27 protein-coding genes and 1 rRNA gene are annotated in these 23200 nt (G+C 40.0%); 12 read left to right on the top strand and 16 right to left on the bottom strand.

Annotated features, from left to right (window positions below; translation table 11 throughout):
* The first annotated feature begins 13 nt into the window (after positions 1-13).
* Positions 14-121: ribosomal RNA gene (gene rrf, locus GWK08_RS12190) — 5S ribosomal RNA — on the top strand.
* Between the two features lie 57 nt (positions 122-178).
* Here rrf and GWK08_RS12185 read toward each other — a convergent pair.
* Genes GWK08_RS12185 through GWK08_RS12175 form a run of 3 tightly spaced genes read right to left on the bottom strand, consistent with a single transcriptional unit; the run spans position 179 to position 2568 of the window.
* Positions 179-871 (bottom strand): LytR/AlgR family response regulator transcription factor, encoded by a 693-nt coding sequence (locus GWK08_RS12185; protein WP_163607460.1) that lies wholly within the window; start codon positions 869-871, stop codon positions 179-181.
* Positions 872-875: 4 nt separating this feature from the next.
* Positions 876-1922 carry a sensor histidine kinase gene (locus tag GWK08_RS12180; protein ID WP_163607459.1) on the bottom strand — a complete coding sequence of 349 codons (1047 nt, stop codon included), beginning with the start codon at positions 1920-1922 and terminating at the stop codon, positions 876-878.
* Positions 1912-2568, bottom strand: a complete 657-nt coding sequence (locus GWK08_RS12175; RefSeq protein ID WP_163607458.1) for a hypothetical protein — start codon at positions 2566-2568, stop codon at positions 1912-1914. The genes GWK08_RS12180 and GWK08_RS12175 overlap by 11 nt, the downstream gene beginning before the upstream one ends.
* A gap of 166 nt (positions 2569-2734) precedes the next feature.
* On the opposite strand from GWK08_RS12175, the gene GWK08_RS12170 reads away from it, so the two are divergent.
* The 3 genes from GWK08_RS12170 (at position 2735) to trhA (ending at position 6240) form a co-directional block, all read left to right on the top strand.
* Complete coding sequence (locus GWK08_RS12170; protein WP_163607457.1) at positions 2735-4048, top strand: hypothetical protein; 1314 nt, start codon at positions 2735-2737, stop codon at positions 4046-4048.
* Positions 4049-4164: 116 nt separating this feature from the next.
* Positions 4165-5505 carry an amidohydrolase family protein gene (locus GWK08_RS12165; RefSeq protein WP_163607456.1) on the top strand — a complete coding sequence of 447 codons (1341 nt, stop codon included), beginning with the start codon at positions 4165-4167 and terminating at the stop codon, positions 5503-5505.
* Between the two features lie 105 nt (positions 5506-5610).
* Positions 5611-6240 carry a PAQR family membrane homeostasis protein TrhA gene (gene trhA, locus GWK08_RS12160; protein WP_163607455.1) on the top strand — a complete coding sequence of 210 codons (630 nt, stop codon included), beginning with the start codon at positions 5611-5613 and terminating at the stop codon, positions 6238-6240.
* Here the strand turns inward: trhA and GWK08_RS12155 are convergent.
* Positions 6237-6662 carry a DUF4268 domain-containing protein gene (locus tag GWK08_RS12155; RefSeq protein ID WP_163607454.1) on the bottom strand — a complete coding sequence of 142 codons (426 nt, stop codon included), beginning with the start codon at positions 6660-6662 and terminating at the stop codon, positions 6237-6239. The two genes, trhA and GWK08_RS12155, sit on opposite strands and share 4 nt — an antisense overlap.
* 2 nt (positions 6663-6664) lie before the next feature.
* A complete protein-coding gene (locus GWK08_RS12150; protein ID WP_163607453.1) occupies positions 6665-7339 on the bottom strand; it encodes a ZIP family metal transporter in 675 nt (224 codons plus the stop codon).
* A 181-nt stretch (positions 7340-7520) separates the two neighbouring features.
* On the opposite strand from GWK08_RS12150, the gene GWK08_RS12145 reads away from it, so the two are divergent.
* Complete coding sequence (locus GWK08_RS12145; protein WP_163607452.1) at positions 7521-8678, top strand: THUMP domain-containing class I SAM-dependent RNA methyltransferase; 1158 nt, start codon at positions 7521-7523, stop codon at positions 8676-8678.
* A gap of 14 nt (positions 8679-8692) precedes the next feature.
* On the top strand, positions 8693-8926 hold the full coding sequence (locus GWK08_RS12140) for a hypothetical protein (protein WP_163607451.1): 234 nt from the start codon (positions 8693-8695) through the stop codon (positions 8924-8926).
* A gap of 7 nt (positions 8927-8933) precedes the next feature.
* Here GWK08_RS12140 and GWK08_RS12135 read toward each other — a convergent pair whose 3' ends face one another.
* The 3 genes from GWK08_RS12135 to rlmD are packed head-to-tail and all read right to left on the bottom strand — an operon-like array spanning position 8934 to position 11562.
* A complete protein-coding gene (locus tag GWK08_RS12135; RefSeq protein ID WP_163607450.1) occupies positions 8934-9644 on the bottom strand; it encodes a DUF6048 family protein in 711 nt (236 codons plus the stop codon).
* The gene (locus GWK08_RS12130; RefSeq protein ID WP_317168152.1) at positions 9625-10131 is read right to left on the bottom strand and encodes a DUF6452 family protein; all 507 of its coding nucleotides are present in this window, start codon (positions 10129-10131) and stop codon (positions 9625-9627) included. The genes GWK08_RS12135 and GWK08_RS12130 overlap by 20 nt, the downstream gene beginning before the upstream one ends.
* A gap of 21 nt (positions 10132-10152) precedes the next feature.
* A complete protein-coding gene (gene rlmD / locus GWK08_RS12125; RefSeq protein WP_163607449.1) occupies positions 10153-11562 on the bottom strand; it encodes a 23S rRNA (uracil(1939)-C(5))-methyltransferase RlmD in 1410 nt (469 codons plus the stop codon).
* 125 nt (positions 11563-11687) lie between these two features.
* Between rlmD and GWK08_RS12120 the strand changes: the two genes are divergently transcribed.
* From GWK08_RS12120 to rocD, 3 genes are all read left to right on the top strand, one after another.
* Positions 11688-12239, top strand: a complete 552-nt coding sequence (locus GWK08_RS12120; protein WP_163607448.1) for an RNA polymerase sigma factor — start codon at positions 11688-11690, stop codon at positions 12237-12239.
* Positions 12236-12622 carry a DUF6768 family protein gene (locus GWK08_RS12115; protein ID WP_163607447.1) on the top strand — a complete coding sequence of 129 codons (387 nt, stop codon included), beginning with the start codon at positions 12236-12238 and terminating at the stop codon, positions 12620-12622. The genes GWK08_RS12120 and GWK08_RS12115 overlap by 4 nt, the downstream gene beginning before the upstream one ends.
* A gap of 116 nt (positions 12623-12738) precedes the next feature.
* On the top strand, positions 12739-13986 hold the full coding sequence (gene rocD / locus GWK08_RS12110) for an ornithine--oxo-acid transaminase (protein ID WP_163607446.1): 1248 nt from the start codon (positions 12739-12741) through the stop codon (positions 13984-13986).
* Between the two features lie 184 nt (positions 13987-14170).
* Here the strand turns inward: rocD and GWK08_RS12105 are convergent, their stop codons facing one another.
* The 5 genes from GWK08_RS12105 to GWK08_RS12085 are packed head-to-tail and all read right to left on the bottom strand — an operon-like array spanning position 14171 to position 17503.
* Positions 14171-14527: a DUF2752 domain-containing protein gene (locus GWK08_RS12105; RefSeq protein ID WP_163607445.1), complete on the bottom strand. Its 357-nt coding sequence runs from the start codon at positions 14525-14527 to the stop codon at positions 14171-14173.
* Between the two features lie 40 nt (positions 14528-14567).
* On the bottom strand, positions 14568-14840 hold the full coding sequence (locus GWK08_RS12100; RefSeq protein WP_163607444.1) for a CD225/dispanin family protein: 273 nt from the start codon (positions 14838-14840) through the stop codon (positions 14568-14570).
* Between the two features lie 33 nt (positions 14841-14873).
* Positions 14874-15191 (bottom strand): CCC motif membrane protein, encoded by a 318-nt coding sequence (locus tag GWK08_RS12095; protein ID WP_163607443.1) that lies wholly within the window; start codon positions 15189-15191, stop codon positions 14874-14876.
* Positions 15192-15200: 9 nt separating this feature from the next.
* Positions 15201-15473 carry a DUF2752 domain-containing protein gene (locus GWK08_RS12090; RefSeq protein ID WP_163607497.1) on the bottom strand — a complete coding sequence of 91 codons (273 nt, stop codon included), beginning with the start codon at positions 15471-15473 and terminating at the stop codon, positions 15201-15203.
* Positions 15474-15502: 29 nt separating this feature from the next.
* On the bottom strand, positions 15503-17503 hold the full coding sequence (locus tag GWK08_RS12085; RefSeq protein WP_163607442.1) for a T9SS type A sorting domain-containing protein: 2001 nt from the start codon (positions 17501-17503) through the stop codon (positions 15503-15505).
* Between the two features lie 68 nt (positions 17504-17571).
* Here GWK08_RS12085 and GWK08_RS12080 point away from each other — a divergent pair, with 68 nt between their 5' ends.
* Together GWK08_RS12080 and GWK08_RS12075 are read left to right on the top strand one after the other, a co-directional pair.
* Entirely contained in the window at positions 17572-17784 is a 213-nt protein-coding gene (locus tag GWK08_RS12080; protein WP_163607441.1) for a hypothetical protein, read from the top strand.
* 20 nt (positions 17785-17804) lie between these two features.
* Entirely contained in the window at positions 17805-18347 is a 543-nt protein-coding gene (locus GWK08_RS12075; RefSeq protein WP_163607440.1) for a Smr/MutS family protein, read from the top strand.
* Here the strand turns inward: GWK08_RS12075 and GWK08_RS12070 are convergent.
* Positions 18344-18838 (bottom strand): hypothetical protein, encoded by a 495-nt coding sequence (locus GWK08_RS12070; RefSeq protein ID WP_163607439.1) that lies wholly within the window; start codon positions 18836-18838, stop codon positions 18344-18346. The genes GWK08_RS12075 and GWK08_RS12070 overlap by 4 nt on opposite strands.
* Before the next feature lie 93 nt (positions 18839-18931).
* Here GWK08_RS12070 and GWK08_RS12065 point away from each other — a divergent pair, with 93 nt between their 5' ends.
* Positions 18932-20080, top strand: a complete 1149-nt coding sequence (locus GWK08_RS12065; RefSeq protein WP_163607438.1) for a cysteine desulfurase family protein — start codon at positions 18932-18934, stop codon at positions 20078-20080.
* On the opposite strand, the gene GWK08_RS12060 is transcribed toward GWK08_RS12065, so the two are convergent.
* The gene (locus tag GWK08_RS12060) at positions 20077-20733 is read right to left on the bottom strand and encodes a hypothetical protein (protein ID WP_163607437.1); all 657 of its coding nucleotides are present in this window, start codon (positions 20731-20733) and stop codon (positions 20077-20079) included. The two genes, GWK08_RS12065 and GWK08_RS12060, sit on opposite strands and share 4 nt — an antisense overlap.
* A gap of 1 nt (position 20734) precedes the next feature.
* A complete protein-coding gene (locus GWK08_RS12055; RefSeq protein ID WP_163607496.1) occupies positions 20735-23194 on the bottom strand; it encodes a carboxypeptidase-like regulatory domain-containing protein in 2460 nt (819 codons plus the stop codon).
* Between the last annotated feature and the right edge of the window lie 6 nt (positions 23195-23200).

The raw sequence follows: 23200 nt of genomic DNA, 5'->3' as shown, positions 1-23200 counted from the left end.
GCAACAGACGATTTAAGGTGGTTATAGCGATGGGGCTCACCTCTTACCATTCCGAACAGAGTAGTTAAGCCCATCAGCGCAGATGGTACTGGGCAACCGGGAGAGTATGTCGCCGCCTTCTTTGAAACCCTGACAGTAATGTCGGGGTTTTTTTATGCTTAAAATTTAGCTTTCCGACCTATCCCGAAATGATCTTGATAAAATCGGCTTTGTATTTTTGACCTATAGGTACCGTATACGGGCCAATGATGGCCTGATTCCCCGATACGCTGTTAAGCTTGCCCGGATTTATCGCAAAAGATTTATGTGTCCTGATAAACTGAGCGTTCTTCAAAGCTTCCAGGATATTGGTAAAAGTACTGTTGGTAACAATATTAGAGTCCTTTAAATGTACTTTGACATAATCGCCAAGGGCTTCAACATAAAAAATATCACTTATCAAGACCTTATGGAGTACTTTGTTGGATTTGATCATTAAATATGGAGCCTCTCTATCCTTAGCCTGTTCTTCCTTTCTTTTATCGAGTACCTTGTTGACAGCTGTAAAAAAACGGTCAAATGAAAAGGGCTTTAATAAATAATCTACGGCATTTACCTCAAAACCTTCTACGGCATATTGCGGATAAGCAGTTGTAAAGATCACATCGGGCGGATTCTGCAGGGACCTGTAAAAACTCAAACCGGATATTTTGGGCATATTAATGTCTAAAAACAGCAACTCTACAGAAGTATCTGCCTTCAGATATTCTATAGCGTCAATAGCATTGTTACACACATGAGAGAGTTCCAGAAAGCTAAGGTCTTCTATAAAGTTCTTAAGAACGTTTTGAGAAGAGGGTTCGTCATCTATGATCAGGCATTTTATTTTCATATCCTTAGTGTAGTTTGAGATTAACGGTAAACTTATCTTCAGTGTCTTCAATATCAAATTGATGCTTTCCCGGATAGATAATTCTGAGGTTTTTCCGGATGTTTTCCAGGCCTACTCCCGAATATTCATTGTCAACATCATAGACCTGTTCTGTATTGTTATTCTCTATTTTAAAGCTGAAAGCTTCATTTTTCTGAGTGATCTCTATATTGATAAAGGTATCTTCCGGATCTCCCTTAACCCCGTGCTTATAACTGTTCTCTACTAATGGAAGCAGCAGCATCGGGTACAATTTATATTGATCGTCTTCAATATCCAGCTTCAGTTTTATGTTCTGAAAACCGTGCACCCTGAATTTCTGAAACTCTATATAATTCTTCAAAAGAAGGAGTTCGTCCTCTATGGTAACACGTTCCGCATCTGCATCATAGATCACATACCTCAGAATGTCTGAAAGTTGTACAATGGCGTCCTTGGTTTCATTTTTTCCATCTATGGCCAAAGAGTAGATCACATTAAGCGAATTAAACAGGAAATGAGGATTGATCTGCGAACGCAGGGAGGATAACTGAGCCTCTATATGCAGGTTTTTTTTCTTTAACTCCAGGTTTTCATTGCGGTTAAAGTGAAACCAGTCTTCAGATAGTTTGATCAGACTGGTAGTGACCAGAAAAATACTGAAAATCGTTATGAGCCTGGTATCTGAATGATAGGAGATAAAAAAGTAATCCGGAAAAAGCGTATCAATAAGCGGTTCGAAAAACAGGACCTGTAACTGCGAAAACACAATCAGATTTACTGCAAAAGCAAATATAAACCACCAGTATTTTTCTTTTTTGAGTAGCCTGGGGATCAGAATGTACAGATTAATAAGTACCGGTATCACCAGGGAAGAAAGAAAAGAAAGAGTGTAGATATAATCAATCTTTAAAGGTGTTCTTCCCTTAGAGAATATGAACAGAAGAATAACAAAAGAAACAGACCACAACACTCCGTTAAATAACAGAGCGTTGTGATTATTTAGCTTTTTCAGGTACGGGTTAAGGCTCAACACTAATTCTTTTAAAGGTTAGTTTTTCAGACGACTCCCATTTGTTTTTTATAGAAGAGGAACAGTATTTCTTCATAAAGCGGTAAAGCTCTTCCGAGGAAGCCGTTAAGATAAAATCTTTATCCAGGCCTACTACTTCATGTTTTATCTGAATAGCATCTTTTTTAAACAACTCTTCCAGCCTGTCTTCATCCAGCCAGGTAATTTTGATATCTCCGTTATCCTGCTTATCGAATTTAGCAACCGAGTGGGTTTTGACCAGGTGCTGCCCTACAAGATCGTTTCCTCCTTCGTCTTCATATTGATAGGGAATAAAATCGATAAGGACCTGATCGTCTACCTTAAAAGGTACTGCAATAAAATATGACTCATTTTCTTTTTTGAGATAAGAAATAAGATATCCGTCCTTATACTTTTCGTAGATCTCCTTATCCTCTTCAGATAATCTATCTTTTCCGGTTTCCCTTTCCATTTCGGCTTTAAAGGAAAGCACTTCCCATTTTCCGTCTTTATTGTCTTCCCACTTACCTAAAAATGCTTCCTGAAATTCTACAGCCTCCTCTATATAAAAGGGATTCAGGGATTTTACAATACAGGAATTAAGCAGTACAATGCAAAATACGAGAATAATACTTCTGGTTTTCATAAGTTTTGATTTTTAGTATTCAGGGTCAAAACAAGGATAAGCATTTAAACATAACAATAAATTTCGTTAAACACGATACAACTCATGCCAAACATTGATAAGCAGACTTTGGAAGGCTTGTTAAATTAGAATTTTCATTTATATTTATGAAGCATAAAACCAACCTATGAGCAACAATCCTCAGGATCAGAAGTTTAAAAAATGGCTTGATATTCTGCAGCAGGAAAGCTGGCAACTCGAATTAATTATTTCAGGTTTCGCGATTTACGGACTTTTTATGGTCTATGATCCTATTCAGCTGGCTAATTTTAATGCCGAAGAAAAGGATAATATCTATGGAGCTTTCATGATGAGGGGCTTGCTTATTTCCTGGTATATTATCACTGTTAACCTGATCATTCACGTTGTTTTAAGAGGGCTATGGATAGGAGCTATCGGCCTGAGATACGTATCCGGCGATATAGATTATGACGCTCTGAGATACAGCCCGAAATTTACCCGGCATCTAAAGAAAAGGGTAGGCTCTTTCGATAATTATGTGGCTACACTGGAAAAATATTGCAGTGTTATTTTTGCTATAACCTTTCTGCTTGTTTTTTACTTACTGGGACTGCTTTTCACGGTTTTTATATTGGTTGTTATCGGAACCTGGCTGGATCAGGATAATATAGACGATTGGCTTAAGATCTGGCTCGGAGTACCGCTGATTATATTTGTTTCCCTGGGACTGATCTTTACTTTTATCGATTTTATGACCCTGGGAGGCTTAAAACGAAAAAAATGGACCACCTTTTTCTACTATCCTTTCTATTGGGTATTTAAGTACACAACTTTATCATTTCTGTACAGGCCTATGGTCTACAATTTTCTGGATACCAAATTCGGACGACGCCTTAGTTTTGTTCTGGTGCCTTTGTATATCGGGGTTACTATTCTGGCAGGAACGGGCTTTAGTGTATCCAACTATATCAGTGAAAATCAAAGCTCATCATCAATTACTGCCAAGTCAACCAACTATGAAGATGCGATGGGAGATCAGATTCAGCTTATAGAAGATGCCTCTATACCCTCCAAAGTGATTACGGAGAATCATCTGGGCGTTTTTATTGTCTATGACGATGACCTGGAAGACGATGTTTTTCACATTAACGATAGCCTGAAACCAAAAGAGGATAAAAGAGGATTGCACTGGGTGTTTACCAGCGGGACCGTTGATTTCAGGACCAGAGGGAGGCTATTAAAAGAATACCTGACTACCATAGAGGATATGTATTCCCTTAAAATAGATACCACAGATTATAAAAAAGAATTTGTGATCACGACCAATCAGAAAGATCAAAAAGGTTTTGAAACTTACCTGGACCTTAAAGACCTGGACAGGGGGAAACACTTACTGGTCATAAACAGGAAAAGCCGGTGGAGAGATACCATCCGTTATGAGAGGGTTGCCCGTATTCCTTTCTGGTATTATCCCGATTAATAGATTAACTTCCTTTGTGCAGTAATTTACTCCTAAGATGCTGATTTTGTGTTAAAAGTTAAGATAGAAACGTAGTTTCTCATACTTTTTTTAACTTTAAACAAATACTAATCATCATGAAACTAAAATTATTTCTTTTATTCTGCACAGCCCTTATTACCATTCCCTTAATATCTCAGGAAAGCCATGTAAAAGCTCTGGTGGGAGGAACACTTATCGATGGGTTCGGGAGCGACCCGATAAAGAACAGCGTAATCATTATTGAAGGAGAGTTTATAAAAGAGGTGGGAGTAATGGGACAGGTAAAAATACCCGATAATGCCGAAGTTATCTCCACAGAAGGAAAAACAGTACTTCCCGGATTGTGGGATATGCACGTTCACACTATGATTAACGGGCATGCCGACTATTCTTATTGGGATAAAACCTATCCGCCTTTGCTGAAGGATGTTATAATGCCGGCATCGGCACACCAGTTATTAATGGCAGGCGTAACCAGTGCCAGGGATCTTGGAGCTCCGTTAAAGGAAAGTATTGAGGTAAGAGATGCTATTAACCGGGGAGATATTCCGGGAGCTACCTTATACGTCTCGGGCCCGTTTATTCAGCATAAACCCTATCCGGGTACCGAAGCGTTCAGATGGAGTGTGGATAGTCCGGAAGACGGAAAGAAAAAAATAAGAAAACTGGCCAATGCCGGTGTAGATTGTATTAAACTCATCGATCAGGACCAGATGACAATGGAGGAACTGAGAGCCGTTGTTGATGAGGCGCATAAATTCGGATTAAAAGTTGTGGCACACGGGCACAGACCGGAGGAAATACGAAGAGGCCTGCAGGTTGGAGTGGATTGCTTTGAGCACACTGGCCTGTCTTCAGCTCCTGAGTATCCTGCAGATGTAATGGAGATGATAAAAGAGCGTACTGCTCAGATGAATAAAGGACCATTGTTCTGGTGTCCTACGGTAGAAGGATTGTATAATTACGAATATACCAGGGATAATCCTGAGAAACTGGATAATGATTCCTGGCATCGCGGATTACCCGACAGCGTTGTTGCAGACATCAAGGGGAGCATTCAGCATCCGGACAGACTTCCTTATTTTCAGTTAACTCCGGTAAGAAAACCAACCCTCGAACGAAAAATAAAACAACTTATAGAAGCAGGGGTGGTTCTGATGATCGGTACCGATAGCGGTATTCCGATGAAGTTTCACAGTCAGTCTACCTGGAATGAGTTGGATGTATGGGTCAATGAATTTGGGCTGGATCCTATGTATGCGATCAGGGCTGCAACCTATTGGCCGGCACTATGGATGGGAGTAGCCGATAAGGTAGGAACGGTAACCGAAGGGAAATACGCAGATATTATTGCGGTAGATGGCGATGTGCTGAGATATATCAGCCTTCTTCAGGACGTAGATATGGTTATTAAACACGGAAAGAGATATAAATAAATTCCGGCAAACCTAAGAATATAGAGCCCTTTGTTTAAAGGGCTTTTTTAATAAAAAACCATAGGGGAGGGGTAAGCATTTTGTACCGGAAAAGACTAACCTTATATGAGTACTTTACAAAGCAGAACAGAAGAGATCTGGAATACGGCAAGCCATGGCGTTGGAGCACTGCTGAGTGTAGCTGCTTTGGTTATTCTGTTGGCTTTTGACTCCGGTAAAACTGCTTTTAGCACCATGAGCATCCTGTTTTATGGGATCTCCCTGATCGTACTTTATACATCTTCCAGTATTTATCACGCGGTTAAAAGTGTAAAAAGAAAAAATATATGGCGTAAACTCGATCATATAGGCATATATCTGCTTATTGCCGGAACATATACCCCGGTAACCCTTATCAGCCTGGAGAGTGGCTCCGGCTGGCTTATTTTCTCTGTTATCTGGGCATTAGCCCTTAGCGGGATCGTTCTAAAAGTATTCTTTACCGGTAAGTACGAGGTTCTTTCTTTATTGATGTATCTGTTTATGGGCTGGCTTATTGTTTTTGATATGAACGGCCTTATTGAAAACACCACTTCTTCGGGCCTTAAGCTGTTAATGCTGGGAGGCGCGTTCTATACCGTTGGAATTGTTTTTTATGCCCTTCGGAAGATCCCCTATAATCACGTTATCTGGCATTTTTTTGTTTTAGGGGGAAGTATTTCGCATTTCCTCTTTATCCTTACGGATGTTATCTAGGACTTTATTATATCCTGGTATTCCACAAAGAAATCTTCAAACTTGATCATCTGCTCATTCAGGAATTCCATGGCGTCTCTCCAGGTATTCTTATTGTGTATACACAGATTATCTTTCTGAACATAAACTCGGCTTATTTCCTTCCCATTGTCTAAAATGAAAATATCCTCAAAGATCAGATCGGGAAAGTATTCATTCTGCAAAATAGATCTAAGAGAGGTGATCTTTTCAAAATATTTGATACGATTTTCCAGGCTACCTTCTATATCCAGGGTTACAATGGCCTTCTTGGTATCGAAATAGAACTTAAAGGAAAAATCCTTGATCTTGGTATTGTACAGGATCCATTTCCTGGGGAAAGACTTCCCGAATGAGGTCCAGAATTCCTGACGTATTAATTTCGATTCTTCCCTGCTGAACATGTTTAAAGAAAATAAGCGGTTATAACTCCCAGCAATATAACGATCATTTTGGTGATGTTAAATTTATGTCCTTCCGAACTTTCAAACAGGATAGTTGTGGAAATATGAAGAAAGATACCGATCACCAAAGCCGATATCTCGGTATAATAGGTCTTTACCAGTTCTACATGATCGGAGATCACGCTTCCCAGGGGAGTCATTAAAGCGAACAATATCAGAAATACGGCAATTTTCCCTCTGGAAACAGAAGATTCCAGGAAAAATGAACTCAGAATAATGGCTATTGAGATCTTATGTATGACAATGGCATAGATAAGGGTGTCGTGCTGATTGATCGGAAAACCTTCCAGAACGGCATGAATGCTCAGACTGATAAACAACAACCAGGGGAAGGGATTTTGTTTTTCATGAATATGTACATGACCGTGCTCTGCGCCCTTAGAAAAGAACTCCAGAAATATCTGAAGCAATATTCCCAGCATTATAAATACACTGGTATTCTTTGTATTCCCTTCTACAAATACATCAGGTAAAAGTTCAAAAATAGTGAGTGAAAGCAAAAAAGCTCCGCTGTATGCCAGGAATAACTTTATATTGTTCTTATTCCTGAATTTTAATAGCAGAACCAGCAAAAAACCGATTAAAACGGCCAGTATGGGTAAAAAATAGTTGATCATTTATTTGGTAGCACTAATCTTTCGGTTTGTTATCGGGTTATTAATATCGCCGGTTATTCCCGGATAGAGCTGAAAATCAAAAAGAAAAACGGTTAAGCCCCTTATTTTTCCTTTCTTTTCCCCGGCTTTTTTATTAAAGGTGCTAAATTAACGTATTTTTGCCTCTCAATAAATGATATCAATGGGAAATAATTTCAGCATGCTTGCAAAGACCTTCTATGGCTTTGAAGATGTTTTAGCAGAAGAGTTGAACAAACTGGGGGCGATAGGAGTACAAAAAGGGATCCGTAGTGTATCGTTTGAAGGAGATACCGGATTTATGTATAAGGCGAACCTATGCCTGCGCACCGCCATTAAAATATTAAAGCCGATCAGGAGTTTTACCATAAGAAATGAGCATGACCTGTATGAGCAGGTGTATAAAATGCACTGGGATAAATATATGTCCACTCATCATACTTTTGCCATTGATGCCACCGTTTATTCAGAGAAATTCAGGCATTCCAAGTACATAGCTTTAAAGGTAAAAGATGCCATTGCAGATAAATTCAGGAATACGGAGGGAAGAAGACCTAATGTTGATGTAAAATTCCCTGACCTTAGGTTACATGTTCACATCCAGAAGGATCAGTGCACCTTATCTCTCGATAGTTCCGGGAGGTCATTGCACCAGCGCGGATACAGAACGGCAACGAATATAGCGCCTATTAATGAAGTATTGGCAGCAGGAATGTTGTTGATGAGCGGATGGGACGGACAAAGCGATTTTTTAGACCCCATGTGCGGAAGTGGGACGATCCCGATAGAAGCGGCTATGATAGCCTGTAATATTCCTGCTAACATCAATAGAAAAGAGTTTGGTTTTGAAAAATGGCCGGATTTTGATGAAGATCTCTTCGAAAAGATCATGGAAAGCAGTCTGAAAAAGACCAGGGAATTTCATCACAAGATCTACGGATACGACAAAGCACCTTCGGCTATCCGTAAGGCAAAAGACAATGTGAGAAACGCCAATTTAAGCGATTATATAAGTATAGAGGATCAGAATTTCTTTTCTACCGAAAAACCTTCCGAAGAAAAACTGCATATGGTTTTTAACCCTCCGTATGGAGAGCGCCTTAACCTGGATATGGAGAGTTTTTACAAGGAGATAGGGGATACCTTAAAACAGAAATACCCTAATACTGATGCCTGGTTCATCACTTCCAATATCGAAGCACTTAAATTCGTAGGCCTGCGCCCTTCACGAAAAATAAAGCTCTTTAACGGGCCGTTGGAGTCCAAACTGGTAAAATACGAGATGTATGCCGGGAGTAAAAAAGCAAAATTTAACCGATAATACAAGAATCAAAGATGAGTTTGAAAACAAAAGCCCTTCTCTATAATTTTCTGTGCTTTGCCGTCATTTTTTTGACTGCCCGCTTTACACTGGGATATGTAATTCCCCTGAGTAATATTGCCCTGGCAGTCATATCCGCTGTTTTGGCAACGGTACTGGCACCTAAATTTGGTGTTGTCCAGACAAATTCAGGCTATAAGCTTATGATGAAATGGATATTTCTTAAAAAAGTAAGAGAAATAAAATAGCTAAAGCTTACTTCTTGGTTTTGTATAAAGGGATCAGGTAGGTAATGCTGTAATTGTACCCGATACCAAATTTACTGTCCTGAGTGATTCTGTTAAAACCCGGAGACCACAGGTTAGGGAAAATATCTTCTTCCTTCCCTCCGAGTAAATAATTAAGGCGTATACTGGCCCCCAGATATAGATTGTTAAACAACTCTGCTTTAATGGCAAATACAGCTTCGATCCATTGCGAGCTTAAACCGTCAAACTCTCTGAGAATTTCATCTGTTGTTCCTGGTGTATTTCCCTCTCCGAAAAACTGATTTCGATTATTTATAGTAAAGCTATTGACCGTTTGGGAAAAACTGCTGAGTCCGTAGCGCAAACCTGCGGAGATAGAGTTTTGCATCCCGTACCAGTTTTCATAGGTGTTATAATCGAACCCGACTTTTATATAGCTACCCTTTGAAGTGAAATTAAAAAAGTCCTCATCTACTGTATTCTCTTCATTTCCGAGTTCTACAGCTGCAAAAAAACGCTTGCTTACACGATAATCACCTACCAATTCGAATCCGCTGTAATTCTCATCAAAACCGGTCCTGATTAATTTGCTGATATCTACACCTATTCTCAGTCCGTATTTCTCTTTATAAACCACGCTGTCTGTTGCCGTCTGATTCTGAGCAAACAAAAAGCAACAACTAAAGAAGAGGATTGAATTAATGAAATATTTGGACATGAGCTTGATTTTCATTTTCAACAACAGAATTTATTATGGTAATGGTATCTATCCAGTTATCGGCATCATCAGCCCTGGAACCTGTTAACTCTTCGTAATTAATTATAAAACCGCATCCCCTGGAAATAAATACCTCATTTGGTGTATAACTAAAAGTAACAATATCGGAGTTTCCGGTTTCCATGCCCTGATCATCATCCTGAGAATCGATGATCATCGTAAATGCAGTGGAAGTGGCGAAAGAACGTAGTGGAATAGCTATAGAATCTGTATTCTGCCTGTTTATAATAGGAGTTTCAATTCCATCGGTCAGGACGCGTAATGAAGTTACTTCCTTGAAGGCTGTAGGATCATCTGTATCGTAAAAGCGAATAATAAGCTGAGGAGTAGTAGGATCGACTTCCCCGCATATATCGTCGCGCTGGCAACTATAAAGTGCGCTTAGCAAGCCTAAAATACACAGGGGCCATTTAATGATTTTTCTCACTTCGTTTATTTGTCTTTTTATTTATCTCTTTTCCAAAAGTACAACATTTTCTACATGATGGGTCTGCGGGAACATATCTACGGCCTGCACCCGGCTCACCTTGTAAAAATCGTCCATTAAAGCCAGGTCTCTTGCCTGGGTTGCACTATTACAACTTACGTAAACCACTTTGGAAGGGAGAATATTTAAAATTTGTTGTACAACATCTTTATGCATACCATCTCTTGGAGGGTCGGTGATAATAAGATCGGGGGTTCCGTGAGTTTGTATGAAATCCTTATTAAACACATTTTTCATATCTCCCACATAAAACTCAACGTTATCTATCTGGTTTAATTGTGCATTTACCCTGGCATCTTCAATAGCTTCCGGAACGGCTTCCACTCCCACAACCTTTTTTGCTTTTGATGCAACAAACTGGGCAATCGTACCTGTTCCCGTATAAAGGTCGTACACCAGTTCTTCCCCGGTTAAACCGGCAAAATCCCTGGCAACTTTATAGAGCTCGTAAGCCTGATCTGAATTGGTCTGGTAAAAGGACTTCGCATTGATCTTAAATTTAAGACCTTCCATTTCTTCGAAGATATGGTCTCTACCAGCATAACAGATAACCTCCTGATCGTAAATAGTATCGTTTTGTTTCTGGTTGATCACAAACTGAAGAGATGTGATCTCCGGAAAACACTCTTTTAAATGCTCTAAAAGCGCTTCTCTTTTTTCCTTGTGATCTTCAAAGAATTGTATCACTACCATGATCTCTCCTGTAGAGCTGGTACGGATCATTACCGTTCTAAGAAGTCCGTTTTGATTTCTCGGATCAAAGAAGGAAAGATCGTTGTTAAGAGCAAAGGACCGGATCTCCAGCCTGATACTGTTAGAAGGATCTTCCTGAAGATGACACTTTTTAATATCGAGGATCTTGTCCCACATTCCGGGAATATGAAAACCCAGTGCATTCCTGTCGCCCAGATCCTCATCACTTGCAATTTCTTCAGGCGTGAGCCAGCGGCTGTTGGAAAATGAAAATTCCATTTTATTCCGGTAGAAATACTTTTTTTCCGAACCCAGGATCGGGGTCATTTCCGGAAGTTCCAATCCGCCTATCCTTAAAAGGTTATTTTGTACTTCATTCTGCTTATAAAACAATTGATGCTCATAGGCCATATGCTGCCATTTGCATCCGCCGCAAACACCAAAATGTTCACAAACCGGAGCAGTCCTTTTATCGGAATATTCGTGAAAGTGTACGGCCTTGGCCTCAAAATACGCTCTCCTTTTCTTGGTTGTCTGCACATCTACCACATCGCCGGGCACTGCATTGGAAATAAAAATGACTCTCCCGTCAGGGGCCTTCGCTATACTCTTTCCCTTAGCTCCCGCATCTGTTACGGTTACTTTTTCAAAAACCTGTCTTCTGTTTTTCCTTGGCATAGCGCAAAAATAGGAATCGCAATCATATAAATAATGGGAAATCAAATTATCTTTAGAAAAAGAGAAAAAATTAAGAATAAAATGAACCTTTTTATAACTATGGCGTCCTTAGAGTAGACAAACGAATGAATAAAGCAGAACATATATTTGACGCTTTACTGGTTTTGCAATACCAGGCAGGAAACAAAAATGCCATGAACTTACTTGTAAAGCGATGGCATCACCGCTTATGCAGGCAGGCCTTCTGGTATACCAAAGATATGGATACCGCTAAAGATATTGTTCAGGACAGTTGGGGAACAGCTATGAACAAACTGTATCTCCTTCGTGACCCTAACAGTTTTGGAAGCTGGATACGGACAGTAGTTAACCGGAAATCATTAGACTGGATCAAAAAGAATTCCAGAGAAAACACCCGTAAAAAGGAGCATATTTATTTACAGGAGGAAAATTCGTCGGATAAGGAGGATCCTGAAGAAGACGTCACTCTGTTAATCTTAAAGGCTATAAAAGAATTACCGGCCCATCAGCAGCTGATCCTCAATTTGTTTTATGTAGAATCGCATAGCATGAAGGAGATAAGCAAGATCCTGAATGTATCTGTCGGGACGGTAAAATCGCGTTTATTTCACGCGAGGGAAAAATTAAAACTAATACTTAAAAAACATAAGAGATGAAAAAAGACATGGAGAAAATCGATGAGATAATAAAGGAGGCATTAACCAGGGAAGAGGCTGAGTTTTATGAAGAACTGGAAGAACTGAACCTTTTTGAAAAATTGGGCGATGTCTTTAAAGGAAAAATGGGATGGCTGGTAATTATCATGAATATCGTTAGCCTTACCGCTGTTGGATTTGCTGTTTACTGTGCCATACAATTGTTTAATACAGAGAATACCAATGAGCTTATCAGATGGTCATTGGGAGTACTTTTCTCCGCACTGATGGTAAGTATGCTAAAGCTTTATGTTTGGATGCAAATGGATAAGAACGATATCCTGAGAGAGATTAAAAGAGTAGAGTTCCAGCTTTCGGTAATAGCTAAGAAGTCCGATCAATAAATATTAATTTCTATACTGTTAAATAGGCCAATATTTAGTAATTTGCGCTCTCTTCGATGGATGATTTCTCTCCGACAAGAAGGAATTGCTAATGTTTATTCTAAAAATAATTAAAAATGGCAGTTTTAGATCAATTAACATCACAGGATGCCATCGCATTGGAAAATCAGTATGGAGCTCATAACTATCATCCGCTACCGGTTGTATTAAGCAAAGGAGAAGGTGTATACGTATGGGATGTGGAAGGAAAAAAATATTACGATTTCCTTTCGGCCTATTCGGCAGTTAACCAGGGGCATTGCCACCCTAAGATCGTAGGAGCAATGGTAGAGCAGGCACAAAAGCTTACCCTAACCTCCAGAGCATTTTATAATGATATGTTGGGGAGATATGAGAAATACGCAAGTGAGTATTTCGGCTTCGATAAGTTATTACCTATGAATACAGGAGCTGAGGCGGTGGAAACAGCGATCAAGCTATGTAGAAAATGGGCGTATGAGAAGAAAGGGATCCATGAAAATGAAGCACAGATAGTTGTTTGTGAGAATAACTTCCACGGAAGAACAACTACTATTATTTCTTTTTCTAACGATCCGATAGCAAGAAAGAATTTCGGACCTTATACCGACGGATTTATCAAGATAGAATACGATAATCTGGAAGCTCTTGAAAACGCTCTGGAAAACAATAAAAATGTAGCCGGATTCCTGGTGGAACCTATTCAGGGAGAAGCAGGGGTTTATGTACCTTCTGAAGGATTTTTAACGAAAGCTAAAGCCCTTTGTGAAGCGCATGATGTCCTGTTTATTGCTGATGAAGTTCAGACCGGAATAGCGAGAACCGGAAAACTGCTGGCAGTAGACCACGAAGAAGTTACGCCTGATGTACTGATCCTTGGGAAAGCGATCTCAGGAGGAGTGTACCCGGTATCTGCAGTATTGGCAAACGACAATATTATGAATGTGATCAAGCCAGGAAATCACGGATCTACTTTTGGAGGGAATCCGGTAGCTGCTGCGGTAGCTATGGCAGCTCTGGATGTAATTAAAGATGAGCAACTAGCCGATAATGCCGAGCAACTGGGAATTCTTTTCAGAGAGGAACTCAACAAATATATTGAAGGAAGTGATATTGTACGACTGGTAAGAGGTAAAGGTTTGCTGAATGCTATAGTGATCAATGATACGGAAGAAAGTGAGACCGCATGGAATATCTGTGTGGCTTTAAAGGAAAATGGCTTACTGGCCAAACCAACTCACGGAAATATCATTCGCTTTGCACCACCACTGGTGATGAACAGAGAGCAATTGCTGGATTGCGTATCTATTATTGTTAAGACTTTAAAAGAGTTCGAACCTAAATAGAGAGGTTTATAAATAATAAGAAACAGAAAAACTAATCCGATCAGGGTTAGTTTTTTTATTTGGACAGGTTTTGATTCACGAAATATCCGGCACATAGATATGAGTATTACGTATTGAGATGAAACAATTATAACTCACATCTCTATACTCGTATCTCAATCCCGATAGCTATCGGGACTAAATCTTAATTAGGTGCCAGGAGATTGAAAGGGTAAATGTCAACATTCCTCAGGATCCAGAATCCGCCAATAACAGCGAGTACTACCCAAGGTGCCCTGGGGTGATAGAGGAGGTTTTTATAGGTATTTCCTGTCCTCTTTTCCATAAATACGATACTGTAGTGATACACAAAAACTAAAACTGCAGGAATAAAGAGCAGGTTTTGCTTTATAACATCCAGGAATCTGAGGTGAAGCAGGTCGTGTAAGGCTCTTTGACTACCACAACCGGCACAGTAATAGCCTGTAATATGATAAAAAGGACATTTGGGAAAGAATGACTCCTCCTGAGAGGGGTCGTGAGAATAATAAAGGGATAACAAATAAACAATTGCTATCCCTCCTATTATATATAAGATATTTTTAAGAGTTCGCAAGACCTCCTAAAATTGCAAAACCGAAAATTGCTACATAAATAATCCAACCCAGAGCAGCAGCAGCAATTGCAACTATTCCCCAGGTCTTTGCATTTTTGGAAGCAGTTACTGCTCCTTCGTAATTTCCGTTGTCATATTCGGTATTTACTTTAGTGGAGTAGACGATACTTACGATCCCCGGAATTAAACAACAAAGAATGGTACTGATTATAGCCAGTGCCAAATAGTTATTGGGTCTTGGTGGTTTATTAGTTTCCATATATAAAATAGTTTATTTGATTATTCAGATTAATTATTGATTTTGTTCTATAAATTCCTCCATCATTTCCCTGAACTCATCTGCTCCGATCACTACTCTTATATAAATAACCGTTGCTATATAAATAACAAAAAACACGATCCCTATTATGGCCAGTATCTTTCCGGTCTTTACATTTTTGTAATCGGAATACATATCCGGGTTTTCTTTGTAAAGCTTTGTGGCTTTGGCAGCCAGGATCAGGGCAATAGCAGATGCGAGCCCTCCAATTCCCCAACAACAACACAATATAATAGAGCTTATTCCGAGTACTAAAATGAGCGTTGAATTGGGTAACTTTTGTTGTTCCATATAGAGATATTAGTTAGTTATACGGTGTAGTTTAATAAAATAGCTTACCAAAATAATCAAAATATTTAATGATATCAGGCTTATCTTGATAATATTTTGATACCTGAATTTAATAAACAGGTTAAGAAATAGAAAGCCCGCTAAAAGAATAAGTGTATAAATAGCGGGGTATACATAAAAAGCGGCGGCAAAATCTCCTTTAAAGAGATATGCCACCGATCTTTGTAATCCGCAACCCGGGCACTCTACGCCGAACCACCTTTTATTAAGGCATGGAAGCATATAGTCCTCGAGTTTATACGATAATATCATTAATTGTTTATAGCTATTTTCTTGGTGATTATCGAGTTATCAGCAAATGTAACATTAACAATATAAACACCTGTAGTGTACTGAGAAGTACCATAAGTAATTAAACGATCAGTACTGTTCCTTGTATCGTTGAATAATATTTTTCCGGCAACATCATACAGGGTTACAGAATTAATTGTCAATCCAGGGTTTTCAAGAGTTAAAAGCTTGTTTACATTATCCTGGAAAGCATTAAACTCAACGGGTCCGTTATCTTCCAGATCCTCGCTTATTACATCGTCATCGGTAGGATCTCCATCTTCATCTCCTGTAGTGTCATCGTTACCTGCTGTATCGTCTTCACTTACCGGATCACCAGTAGTATCATTATCGTCGTCTGCAACAGGGTTCTTCAGGAACCTGATGGTAAAACGATTATCGTATTGCCCTGCTTCCAGTGTAATCTGATAAGAGTTATCAGTAATGTCATAAGCAGCTCCACTTTCCTTATCGTAAAAGTAAATGGAAACATTTTCATTAAAATTGTCTTTTTGACTAACAGCAATCTCAAAAGTAGATTGATTGCTTACATAGAAACCTATCGGGATCTGCTTGTCAGCAGCAAAAGTAGTTGCCTGGATAACATAGTTCTTACCTTCAATAGGCCAGTAGGCATTATTCCTTAAACCGGAAATATCTATACCGTCTGCACCTCGGTCCACACCATCTGTGGTTCCTTGTACAAAAGAAAGAGCCATTGGCTTTATAAGGTTATCTTCAGCAATTTTTACATTGAATCTCAATAATGAGTTATCCGCATGAGGATTAATACCGGTTTCATCTTCGGTAGTTCCGTAAGTCATCGGAGTATCTATAGATGAACCTTTTTTGGTATTGTTTGCTGTACTATTTGTATTGGAAGCAGTTCCTGAAATAAATTTACTGTCATCAATGATACGCTGAAACTCACTGTTCCCTGAACTTTCCTGTACAAATACTCTATGACTGTTCTTAAAGGTAACCTGCCCTGTAGAAGTAGCAAATACAAAGAACCCCTGAGATACAGGAATAATTTGCCTTGGAACATTGCTTCCTGTCCCTACACCAGGTCCGTCAGCCGTACCATCCTCATTTATATCTGTAAAGGTTGCAGGTGTAAATACACCTTCTCCTCCTGAACCTCCAATCGGTACATAAGTTCCGTACCCTCCCACATAATCTGTAATTTCATGAGAATTGGTAGTTCTGTCTTGTTGCCAGAAATAGGCTTCTCCGTTTATTTCACTATTGTCTGCATCCTGTAAAAAGGCCTGCAGATCCATAGCAGACGGATAAGGATTTCCTACCAGGGTATAATCGTTGGCTACAACAGCCACATTAATATCACCTGTATTAGGTCTTCCTCTGAAATCGTATTGCTGATTGGATCCGGATCCGTTGGTTCCCTTCATAGTAAAACCGGTTCCGGGTGCCAGTGTTATACCGGAAACATCAGAACTTCCCACAAAGGTAAAACCTGCAGTTGAGGTTCCCTGAGCGTATTGATATATCCATTTAGATGCGATCTGGAGAGGAGAGTTATTCCCGTTCTGAGCACCAGGAGCTAAAAGTGTGGCCACCGTAGGACTAAGATCGTTACCACTGTTAGGGTCATAAAACCCTATAGTAGTGTTGAAATTAGTGCCTTGCGGATCGTGCACCGGGCTACTCCAGTAATTGTAATCGTATTCATCGGCAGTTCCTTCCTGATGCAGGGATATTTTACCTGCTCCAATGTTGGCGGTGCTGTTTGCAGAGGTTGTCTGAAAAAGCATCCCTTCATTTCTTAGAAAGATAAAACCGTTATTGGCCTGGGTATAATCGCTGGCCGTTCCTTGAAGTTCAATATCTGCAGCGGCATTGCCGAAGTCACCAACGAAAATCTGTTGGTTGTTCACATACACATAAGAACCATTACTAACGTATAGTTGTCCATAACTATAACTAGTAACTAATAGGGCTATAAGTACTAATTTTTTCATGGTATTGAAGGTTAAGTTCAATTCATTTACATTTGTAAAAGTACAAACTTTAATCTAAAAACGGCTAAATGAATCGATTATCGAAAGAAAATACGGGTAAAATACTGTATTTTTTATGTATTGTTGTTGGAGCGGGACTACTTTTTACTGTAAAATGGGCGGAAGAAACCAGAGGGATTTATGTTAAAATTGTGGGTTTTGTACTCATTATGTACGGTTTGTACGGTGTTAGCTCGAAGCTTGTAAAAGGAAATCAGGAGCCCCCGGAAGATGAAGTTTAGAGAATTTAACAGCCAGGAAATTGTATAAAGCAGGAGATATAGTAGAAACGATAGATGATTCTTTAAGAGGAAAAATAGTTTCCTTAAAAGATAAGACGGCCATCATTCTGCTGGAGGATGGTTTTGAGATGGAGGTACTTCAGAACGAACTGATCAGAATAGATGATCCTTCCATTTTAAATATATCGAACTTCGAAGCTGCTCAGGCAGCTAATGAAAAAGAATCAACAAAGAAGAAAAAGCAACCCAAGGTAAAGCCTAAAGAAAGGAGTGCAGCTAAAATGGAGGTAGATCTTCATATCCATCAGCTAACGCCATCCAGCAAAAACATGTCCAATTTTGATATGCTGAACCTTCAACTGGAAACGGCTAAAAGACAATTGGATTTTGCCATCAGAAACCGTATCCAAAAAGTGGTTTTTATCCACGGAGTAGGAGAGGGAGTATTACGGACTGAGTTGGAATACCTGTTTAAAAAGTATGAGAGAATAGATTATTACGACGCCGATTTTAAAAAATACGGATTCGGAGCAACAGAGGTCTATATCTATCAGAAAGCCTAGTTGGTAGTAAGTGTCCCGAATTCGAAATTCGTATCCACCAATCGCTCACCATTGGTATTAAGTAAAACCAATCCTTCTATATTAATAGTGTGCTGATAGGTAGTAGTACCATTATCCATAACTTCTACTGTATTCACTCTTATGGTACCGGCACTGGCCTCCAGTTCACTGGTAACCGTAGGATCTGCAGGAGGTAATTCACTACAAAAATAAGTATTGCTTACATTGGCAGAGAAAGCCCGATAAAAGAATTGTGATTGCCCGGGAATGGTGCTTGTTCTTCCTTCGGCTTCCGTAACTGTATTTTGTATCAGGTCATCGGGCACCTGGAGAATAAGGCTTTCCGAACCGTTTATCTTAAATAAAAGCGTAGTACTTCCCGTGCAGGTCTGGATAGAAACATTGTCAAAATCCAGGGTTTCAACCTGCAGATTTCCATCATCACAGGCTATAAAAAAAAGTACACTTAAAGCTATCAGAATCTTTTTCATCATATGGTCTTTCATCGAAACAAATGTAAAGTAAAACTGGGTTTATAACGAATATTATGAATAATAATTTTATTTGATTTATTTTTGCGCACTATGAGGAAAGTATATTTTGACAGCGCGGCTACAACACAGCTAAGAGGAGAGGTCATTGAGCAAATGCAAGCCTCTCTGAGCGAGGCATATGGGAACCCTTCTTCCACTCATAGTTTTGGAAGATCTTCCAAAACTTTAATAGAAAAAGCAAGGAAAACCATTGCTAAATATCTGAATGCTCATCCTTCGGAGATCATTTTTACTTCGGGTGGAACGGAGGCAGATAATATGATCCTGAAATCGGCGGTGAGAGATTTGGGTGTCAAAACTATTATTACCTCAAAAATTGAACATCATGCGGTTCTTCATACGGTAGAGCATCTTCAAACCGAATACGGAATTGAAGTAAAGTATGTGGTGCTGGATCCTGACGGAACTCCTAATCTTGAGCATTTGGAGTGGTTACTGCAATCCGATCCTTCCAAAAAACTGGTAAGTCTGATGCATGTTAACAACGAGATTGGAAATATGATCGATATTCAGGCGGTAAGTGATGTATGCAAAGCAAATGATGCACTCCTGCATTCAGATGCCGTTCAGTCTATCGGGCACTGGGAATGGGATGTTCAGAAAACCAAGGTAGATTTCCTGGCTGCTGCGGCACATAAGTTTCACGGACCTAAAGGTATTGGGTTTGCCTATATCAGAAAAGATTCCGGCTTAAAATCGCTGATTTACGGAGGTGAGCAGGAGAGAGGTTACCGTGCGGGAACCGAATCTACTCATAATATTATAGGGCTGGAAACTTCCTTTACCCTGGCGTATGACAATCTTGATGAAGAGCGAGACTACGTAAGAGGTATTAAAAGATACTTTATCGATAAAATTAAAGAGGCTTTTCCTGATGCCGGTTTTAACGGGAGTTGTGAGGATTGCGAAAAAAGCACCTATACCCTTGTTAATGTAAGGCTACCGCTAAGCCCGGAAAAATCGCAGATATTGCTTTTCCATCTCGATATTAACGGAATTGCTTGTTCCAAGGGAAGTGCATGTCAGTCAGGGAGTAGTATGGGGTCTCATGTATTGAGCTCAATTCTCAATACCGAAGAGCTCGAAAAACCTTCTATTCGATTCTCCTTCTCCAAATTCAATGATAAAGAGGATGTAGATTATGTGGTAAAGGTGTTGGAAGATTTCGCTAAAAGCTAATCTTTTCTGCGTTTTTTCTCTTTTTCCCGGTCGTAAGGAAATTTCCTTGCGGCATTTTTCATCATCCCTTCAATGATGGCATTAGTATTCTTTCCGGATTTACGATTGATGACTTTTTCGTACTTCCATAGCAGTTTCCCTGTTTTTCCATCACTTATTTTGATAGCAATACGGCCGAAATCCGATTTTCCCATAATAATAGAGAGGAAATCCACTTTAGGGACACTCTTGGAGATCAATGCACTAAGGGTCAGGTTTCCACTGATGAGTCCGTCCACATTCAGGATCTTACATAACTCCTGAGTGGTATAGATATCGATATTATCGATAGAGATCCCATTCTGTGCAAGGATAGCATTGGTGTTCTTAATATCCTGGAACTCTACCGAAAACTTCTTTTTTTCCTTTCTCTTTAAAAAGTAGTTTTCCAGGGCATTTTGTACCGCTTCCCCTTCCTGATCTTCCAGCTCGTCAAGCTGTTCTTTAGAAAGTTCCTGTTCTTCGTCCAGTTCCAGGGTAGCCAGAAAAGGAACAATAGCCAGGATCTTATGATCTTTGCTAAACTCCTTAAAGTTATTGTGTTCGTATATCGTTTTTTGCCCGTAAGTGAATAATGAGATGGATAAAAAAAGAAAAACTAATTTTTGTTTCATTTTAAAAACGCATTCCTAATTTAATATTAAATACTCTGCCCGTTAAAAAGTTGGGGACGCTGAATTGACGTCTTGTATTGACATCGCGTACAAAGGTACTGGTTATTGCGTTTCTATTGTCAAAAAGATTATAAATTTCGAATCCGAGGTTCAATTCTTTGAATTTATTCAGCCAATGACCTTTCCCGAATTGCTTCTGACGATCGGCCAGAACATAGGAAATACCCAGATCTGCCCTCCTGAAATCCCTTAGCCTGTTCTGAAATTCTGCAGGATCTTCAAAACCGGGAGATCCGGTAGGAAGCCCGGTATTGTATACCAGGTTGAGGTACATTTTAAGATCGGGGATCTTGGGCACATAATCCTGGAACAGCACAGCAACTTTTAAACGCTGATCTGTAGGGCGGGCAATATATCCGGTATTATTTGAATTTTCTTCTGTTTTCAGGTAGCCAATACTCAACCAGGACTCCGTTCCCGGTACAAATTCTCCGTTCAGACGCAGGTCGAGCCCATATGCAAAAGCCCGGGCGTCATTATTGGCCCTGTATCGTATCCGGACATTTTCGAGCGTATAGATATTTACATCCGAAAGCGATTTGTAATAGGCCTCCGTAGTTAGCTTAAAAGGCCGGTCCCACAATCGGAAGCTATAGTCATTTCCGAGTACCACATGAATAGATTGCTGTGCTTTTACCCCTGGTTGCACTACGCCATCAGGATCCCGTAATTCCCGGTAAAAAGGAGGTTGATGGTAAAAACCACCTGCCAGCCTGAAAAGCATATCCTTATTCCAGTTGGGTTTAAGGGCAAATTGAACCCTCGGACTTACTACCGTTTGAGAGGTCCTGTCTATGTTTTCTCCGCTTACTGTCCAGTTTTGCGCTCTTACCCCGGCGTTCATCCATATTTCATTTTCTCCCCAGTAGGTACGCCGGCTCCACTGAAGATATGCAGAAACGCGATCTATTTTGGTGAAATTGGTGGCTCTTCTGCTCTGAAAAGCCTCCAGGGGTGCATCAAAAGGTTCGAAGGGTTGGTCATTGTCAAAATCCGGAAAGGGAGGCCTGATAGAAAAACCGGCAGAATCGATGACCTCGAATTCGCGAAGGCGATCCCTGATATCTTCATGTGTGTATTTTACTCCCCAGTCTATCTGATTCCCGTTCTTAACCAAATTGGCTTTGTGTTCCAGGTTAAAGATCAGAGCATCCAGATCGTTACGGGCATGGGTAAACTGACTTCCCACACCTTCTGAAAATTCTACTTCTCCCAGGTCCTGATCTCCGATATTCGAGTTTACTTCTCCCAGACGGTACTGAGCCAGAATATCAAAATGTTCCTCTTCCAGCGTGTGATAAGCAGAACCTATAAGTTTAAGGGTGAGATCCTCATTAACAAAATAATTGGCTTTAAAGGCCCCGAAGGTGGTAATATACTGGTCTTGTTCCTGTCCTTCATAAACCACCAATAAGGCAATAGGTTCATCTATGGTCCCGAAATTGGTTTGCCTGCTTATGGGCTGAAAATCGTAATCGTTTATGGAGAAATTACCCAGCAGGCTCAGGTGGAACTTACTGGAAAACTTGTATTTAATTAAACTCTGGATATCGCCAAAAGCGGGTGTAAAGTTGGTTTCTGTCTGCCTGCTGTTTACAAGTAAGCTGTTATCTCTGTAGCGTATTCCTGTAATGGTAGATAATTTCCCGTCGCCGGAAACCGTCTCTACGGATGCGCTTCCTCCCAGCAAACTCAGATTTAGACTTGCCCCGAAAGATACCGGGGTTTTATAGGTAATATCCAAAACCGACGATAGTTTGTCTCCGTATTTTGCCTGGAAACCCCCTGCAGAAAAATCGACGTTCTGTACCAGGTCACTGTTTACAAAACTAAAACCTTCCTGTTGCCCCGATCTGATCAGGAACGGACGGTAAACCTCAATTTCATTTACATATACCAGGTTCTCATCAAAGTTACCTCCGCGAACAGAATATTGCGTACTTAATTCGTTATTGGAATTTACTCCCGGGAGGGATTTAAGGATATTTTCAACTCCGGCGTTGGCACCCGGAATAAGCCGGATTTGCTCGGGAGAGATATTTACGATCCCTTCTACCGTTTTCCTTCCTTTGGAAGAAACCACTACTTCGTCTATCTGTTCTATATTTACTTTAAGTACCGGGTTAAACTCATAATCTTCGCCATCGGTCAGGGTAAGCCTTAAAACTACTTTCTTAAAGGAAATATGAGAGAAAGTAAGTACCACATTCTTATTGGCCAGAATAGAAAGCGAATAAAAACCATTCCTGTTGGATTGAGTTCCTTCTCCGTCGGCAACAATATTTACATTGGGAACAGGTTGATTGTTTTCATCCAGAATAACCCCTTTCACGGTCGCCCTTTGAGCAAAGATGGTCTGAGTTACAAGAGTAAGGAGAATAAGGACGAAAAAGCGGGACAGGTTCAA

The sequence above is a fragment of the Leptobacterium flavescens genome (assembly GCF_010671605.1).
Classification (GTDB): domain Bacteria; phylum Bacteroidota; class Bacteroidia; order Flavobacteriales; family Flavobacteriaceae; genus Leptobacterium; species Leptobacterium flavescens.
Note: the sequence above shows the minus strand (reverse complement) of the source record. Positions and strands in the feature narration are given on the sequence as shown.

What these genes read in the sequence shown, in the direction of transcription:
- GWK08_RS12170 (WP_163607457.1), top strand. Translation starts at nt 2,735, where the DNA reads ATGAGCAACAATCCTCAGGATCAGAAGTTTAAAAAATGGCTTGATATT.
- GWK08_RS12140 (WP_163607451.1), top strand. Translation starts at nt 8,693, where the DNA reads ATGAGTTTGAAAACAAAAGCCCTTCTCTATAATTTTCTGTGCTTTGCC.
- GWK08_RS12145 (WP_163607452.1), top strand. Translation starts at nt 7,521, where the DNA reads ATGGGAAATAATTTCAGCATGCTTGCAAAGACCTTCTATGGCTTTGAA.
- GWK08_RS12080 (WP_163607441.1), top strand. Translation starts at nt 17,572, where the DNA reads ATGAATCGATTATCGAAAGAAAATACGGGTAAAATACTGTATTTTTTA.
- GWK08_RS12095 (WP_163607443.1), bottom strand. Translation starts at nt 15,191, where the DNA reads ATGGAACAACAAAAGTTACCCAATTCAACGCTCATTTTAGTACTCGGA.
- GWK08_RS12175 (WP_163607458.1), bottom strand. Translation starts at nt 2,568, where the DNA reads ATGAAAACCAGAAGTATTATTCTCGTATTTTGCATTGTACTGCTTAAT.
- GWK08_RS12100 (WP_163607444.1), bottom strand. Translation starts at nt 14,840, where the DNA reads ATGGAAACTAATAAACCACCAAGACCCAATAACTATTTGGCACTGGCT.
- GWK08_RS12120 (WP_163607448.1), top strand. Translation starts at nt 11,688, where the DNA reads ATGAATAAAGCAGAACATATATTTGACGCTTTACTGGTTTTGCAATAC.
- rocD (WP_163607446.1), top strand. Translation starts at nt 12,739, where the DNA reads ATGGCAGTTTTAGATCAATTAACATCACAGGATGCCATCGCATTGGAA.
- GWK08_RS12135 (WP_163607450.1), bottom strand. Translation starts at nt 9,644, where the DNA reads ATGTCCAAATATTTCATTAATTCAATCCTCTTCTTTAGTTGTTGCTTT.
- GWK08_RS12070 (WP_163607439.1), bottom strand. Translation starts at nt 18,838, where the DNA reads ATGAAAAAGATTCTGATAGCTTTAAGTGTACTTTTTTTTATAGCCTGT.
- trhA (WP_163607455.1), top strand. Translation starts at nt 5,611, where the DNA reads ATGAGTACTTTACAAAGCAGAACAGAAGAGATCTGGAATACGGCAAGC.
- GWK08_RS12090 (WP_163607497.1), bottom strand. Translation starts at nt 15,473, where the DNA reads ATGCTTCCATGCCTTAATAAAAGGTGGTTCGGCGTAGAGTGCCCGGGT.
- rlmD (WP_163607449.1), bottom strand. Translation starts at nt 11,562, where the DNA reads ATGCCAAGGAAAAACAGAAGACAGGTTTTTGAAAAAGTAACCGTAACA.
- GWK08_RS12155 (WP_163607454.1), bottom strand. Translation starts at nt 6,662, where the DNA reads ATGTTCAGCAGGGAAGAATCGAAATTAATACGTCAGGAATTCTGGACC.
- GWK08_RS12060 (WP_163607437.1), bottom strand. Translation starts at nt 20,733, where the DNA reads ATGAAACAAAAATTAGTTTTTCTTTTTTTATCCATCTCATTATTCACT.
- GWK08_RS12150 (WP_163607453.1), bottom strand. Translation starts at nt 7,339, where the DNA reads ATGATCAACTATTTTTTACCCATACTGGCCGTTTTAATCGGTTTTTTG.
- GWK08_RS12165 (WP_163607456.1), top strand. Translation starts at nt 4,165, where the DNA reads ATGAAACTAAAATTATTTCTTTTATTCTGCACAGCCCTTATTACCATT.
- GWK08_RS12185 (WP_163607460.1), bottom strand. Translation starts at nt 871, where the DNA reads ATGAAAATAAAATGCCTGATCATAGATGACGAACCCTCTTCTCAAAAC.
- GWK08_RS12065 (WP_163607438.1), top strand. Translation starts at nt 18,932, where the DNA reads ATGAGGAAAGTATATTTTGACAGCGCGGCTACAACACAGCTAAGAGGA.
- GWK08_RS12085 (WP_163607442.1), bottom strand. Translation starts at nt 17,503, where the DNA reads ATGAAAAAATTAGTACTTATAGCCCTATTAGTTACTAGTTATAGTTAT.
- GWK08_RS12115 (WP_163607447.1), top strand. Translation starts at nt 12,236, where the DNA reads ATGAAAAAAGACATGGAGAAAATCGATGAGATAATAAAGGAGGCATTA.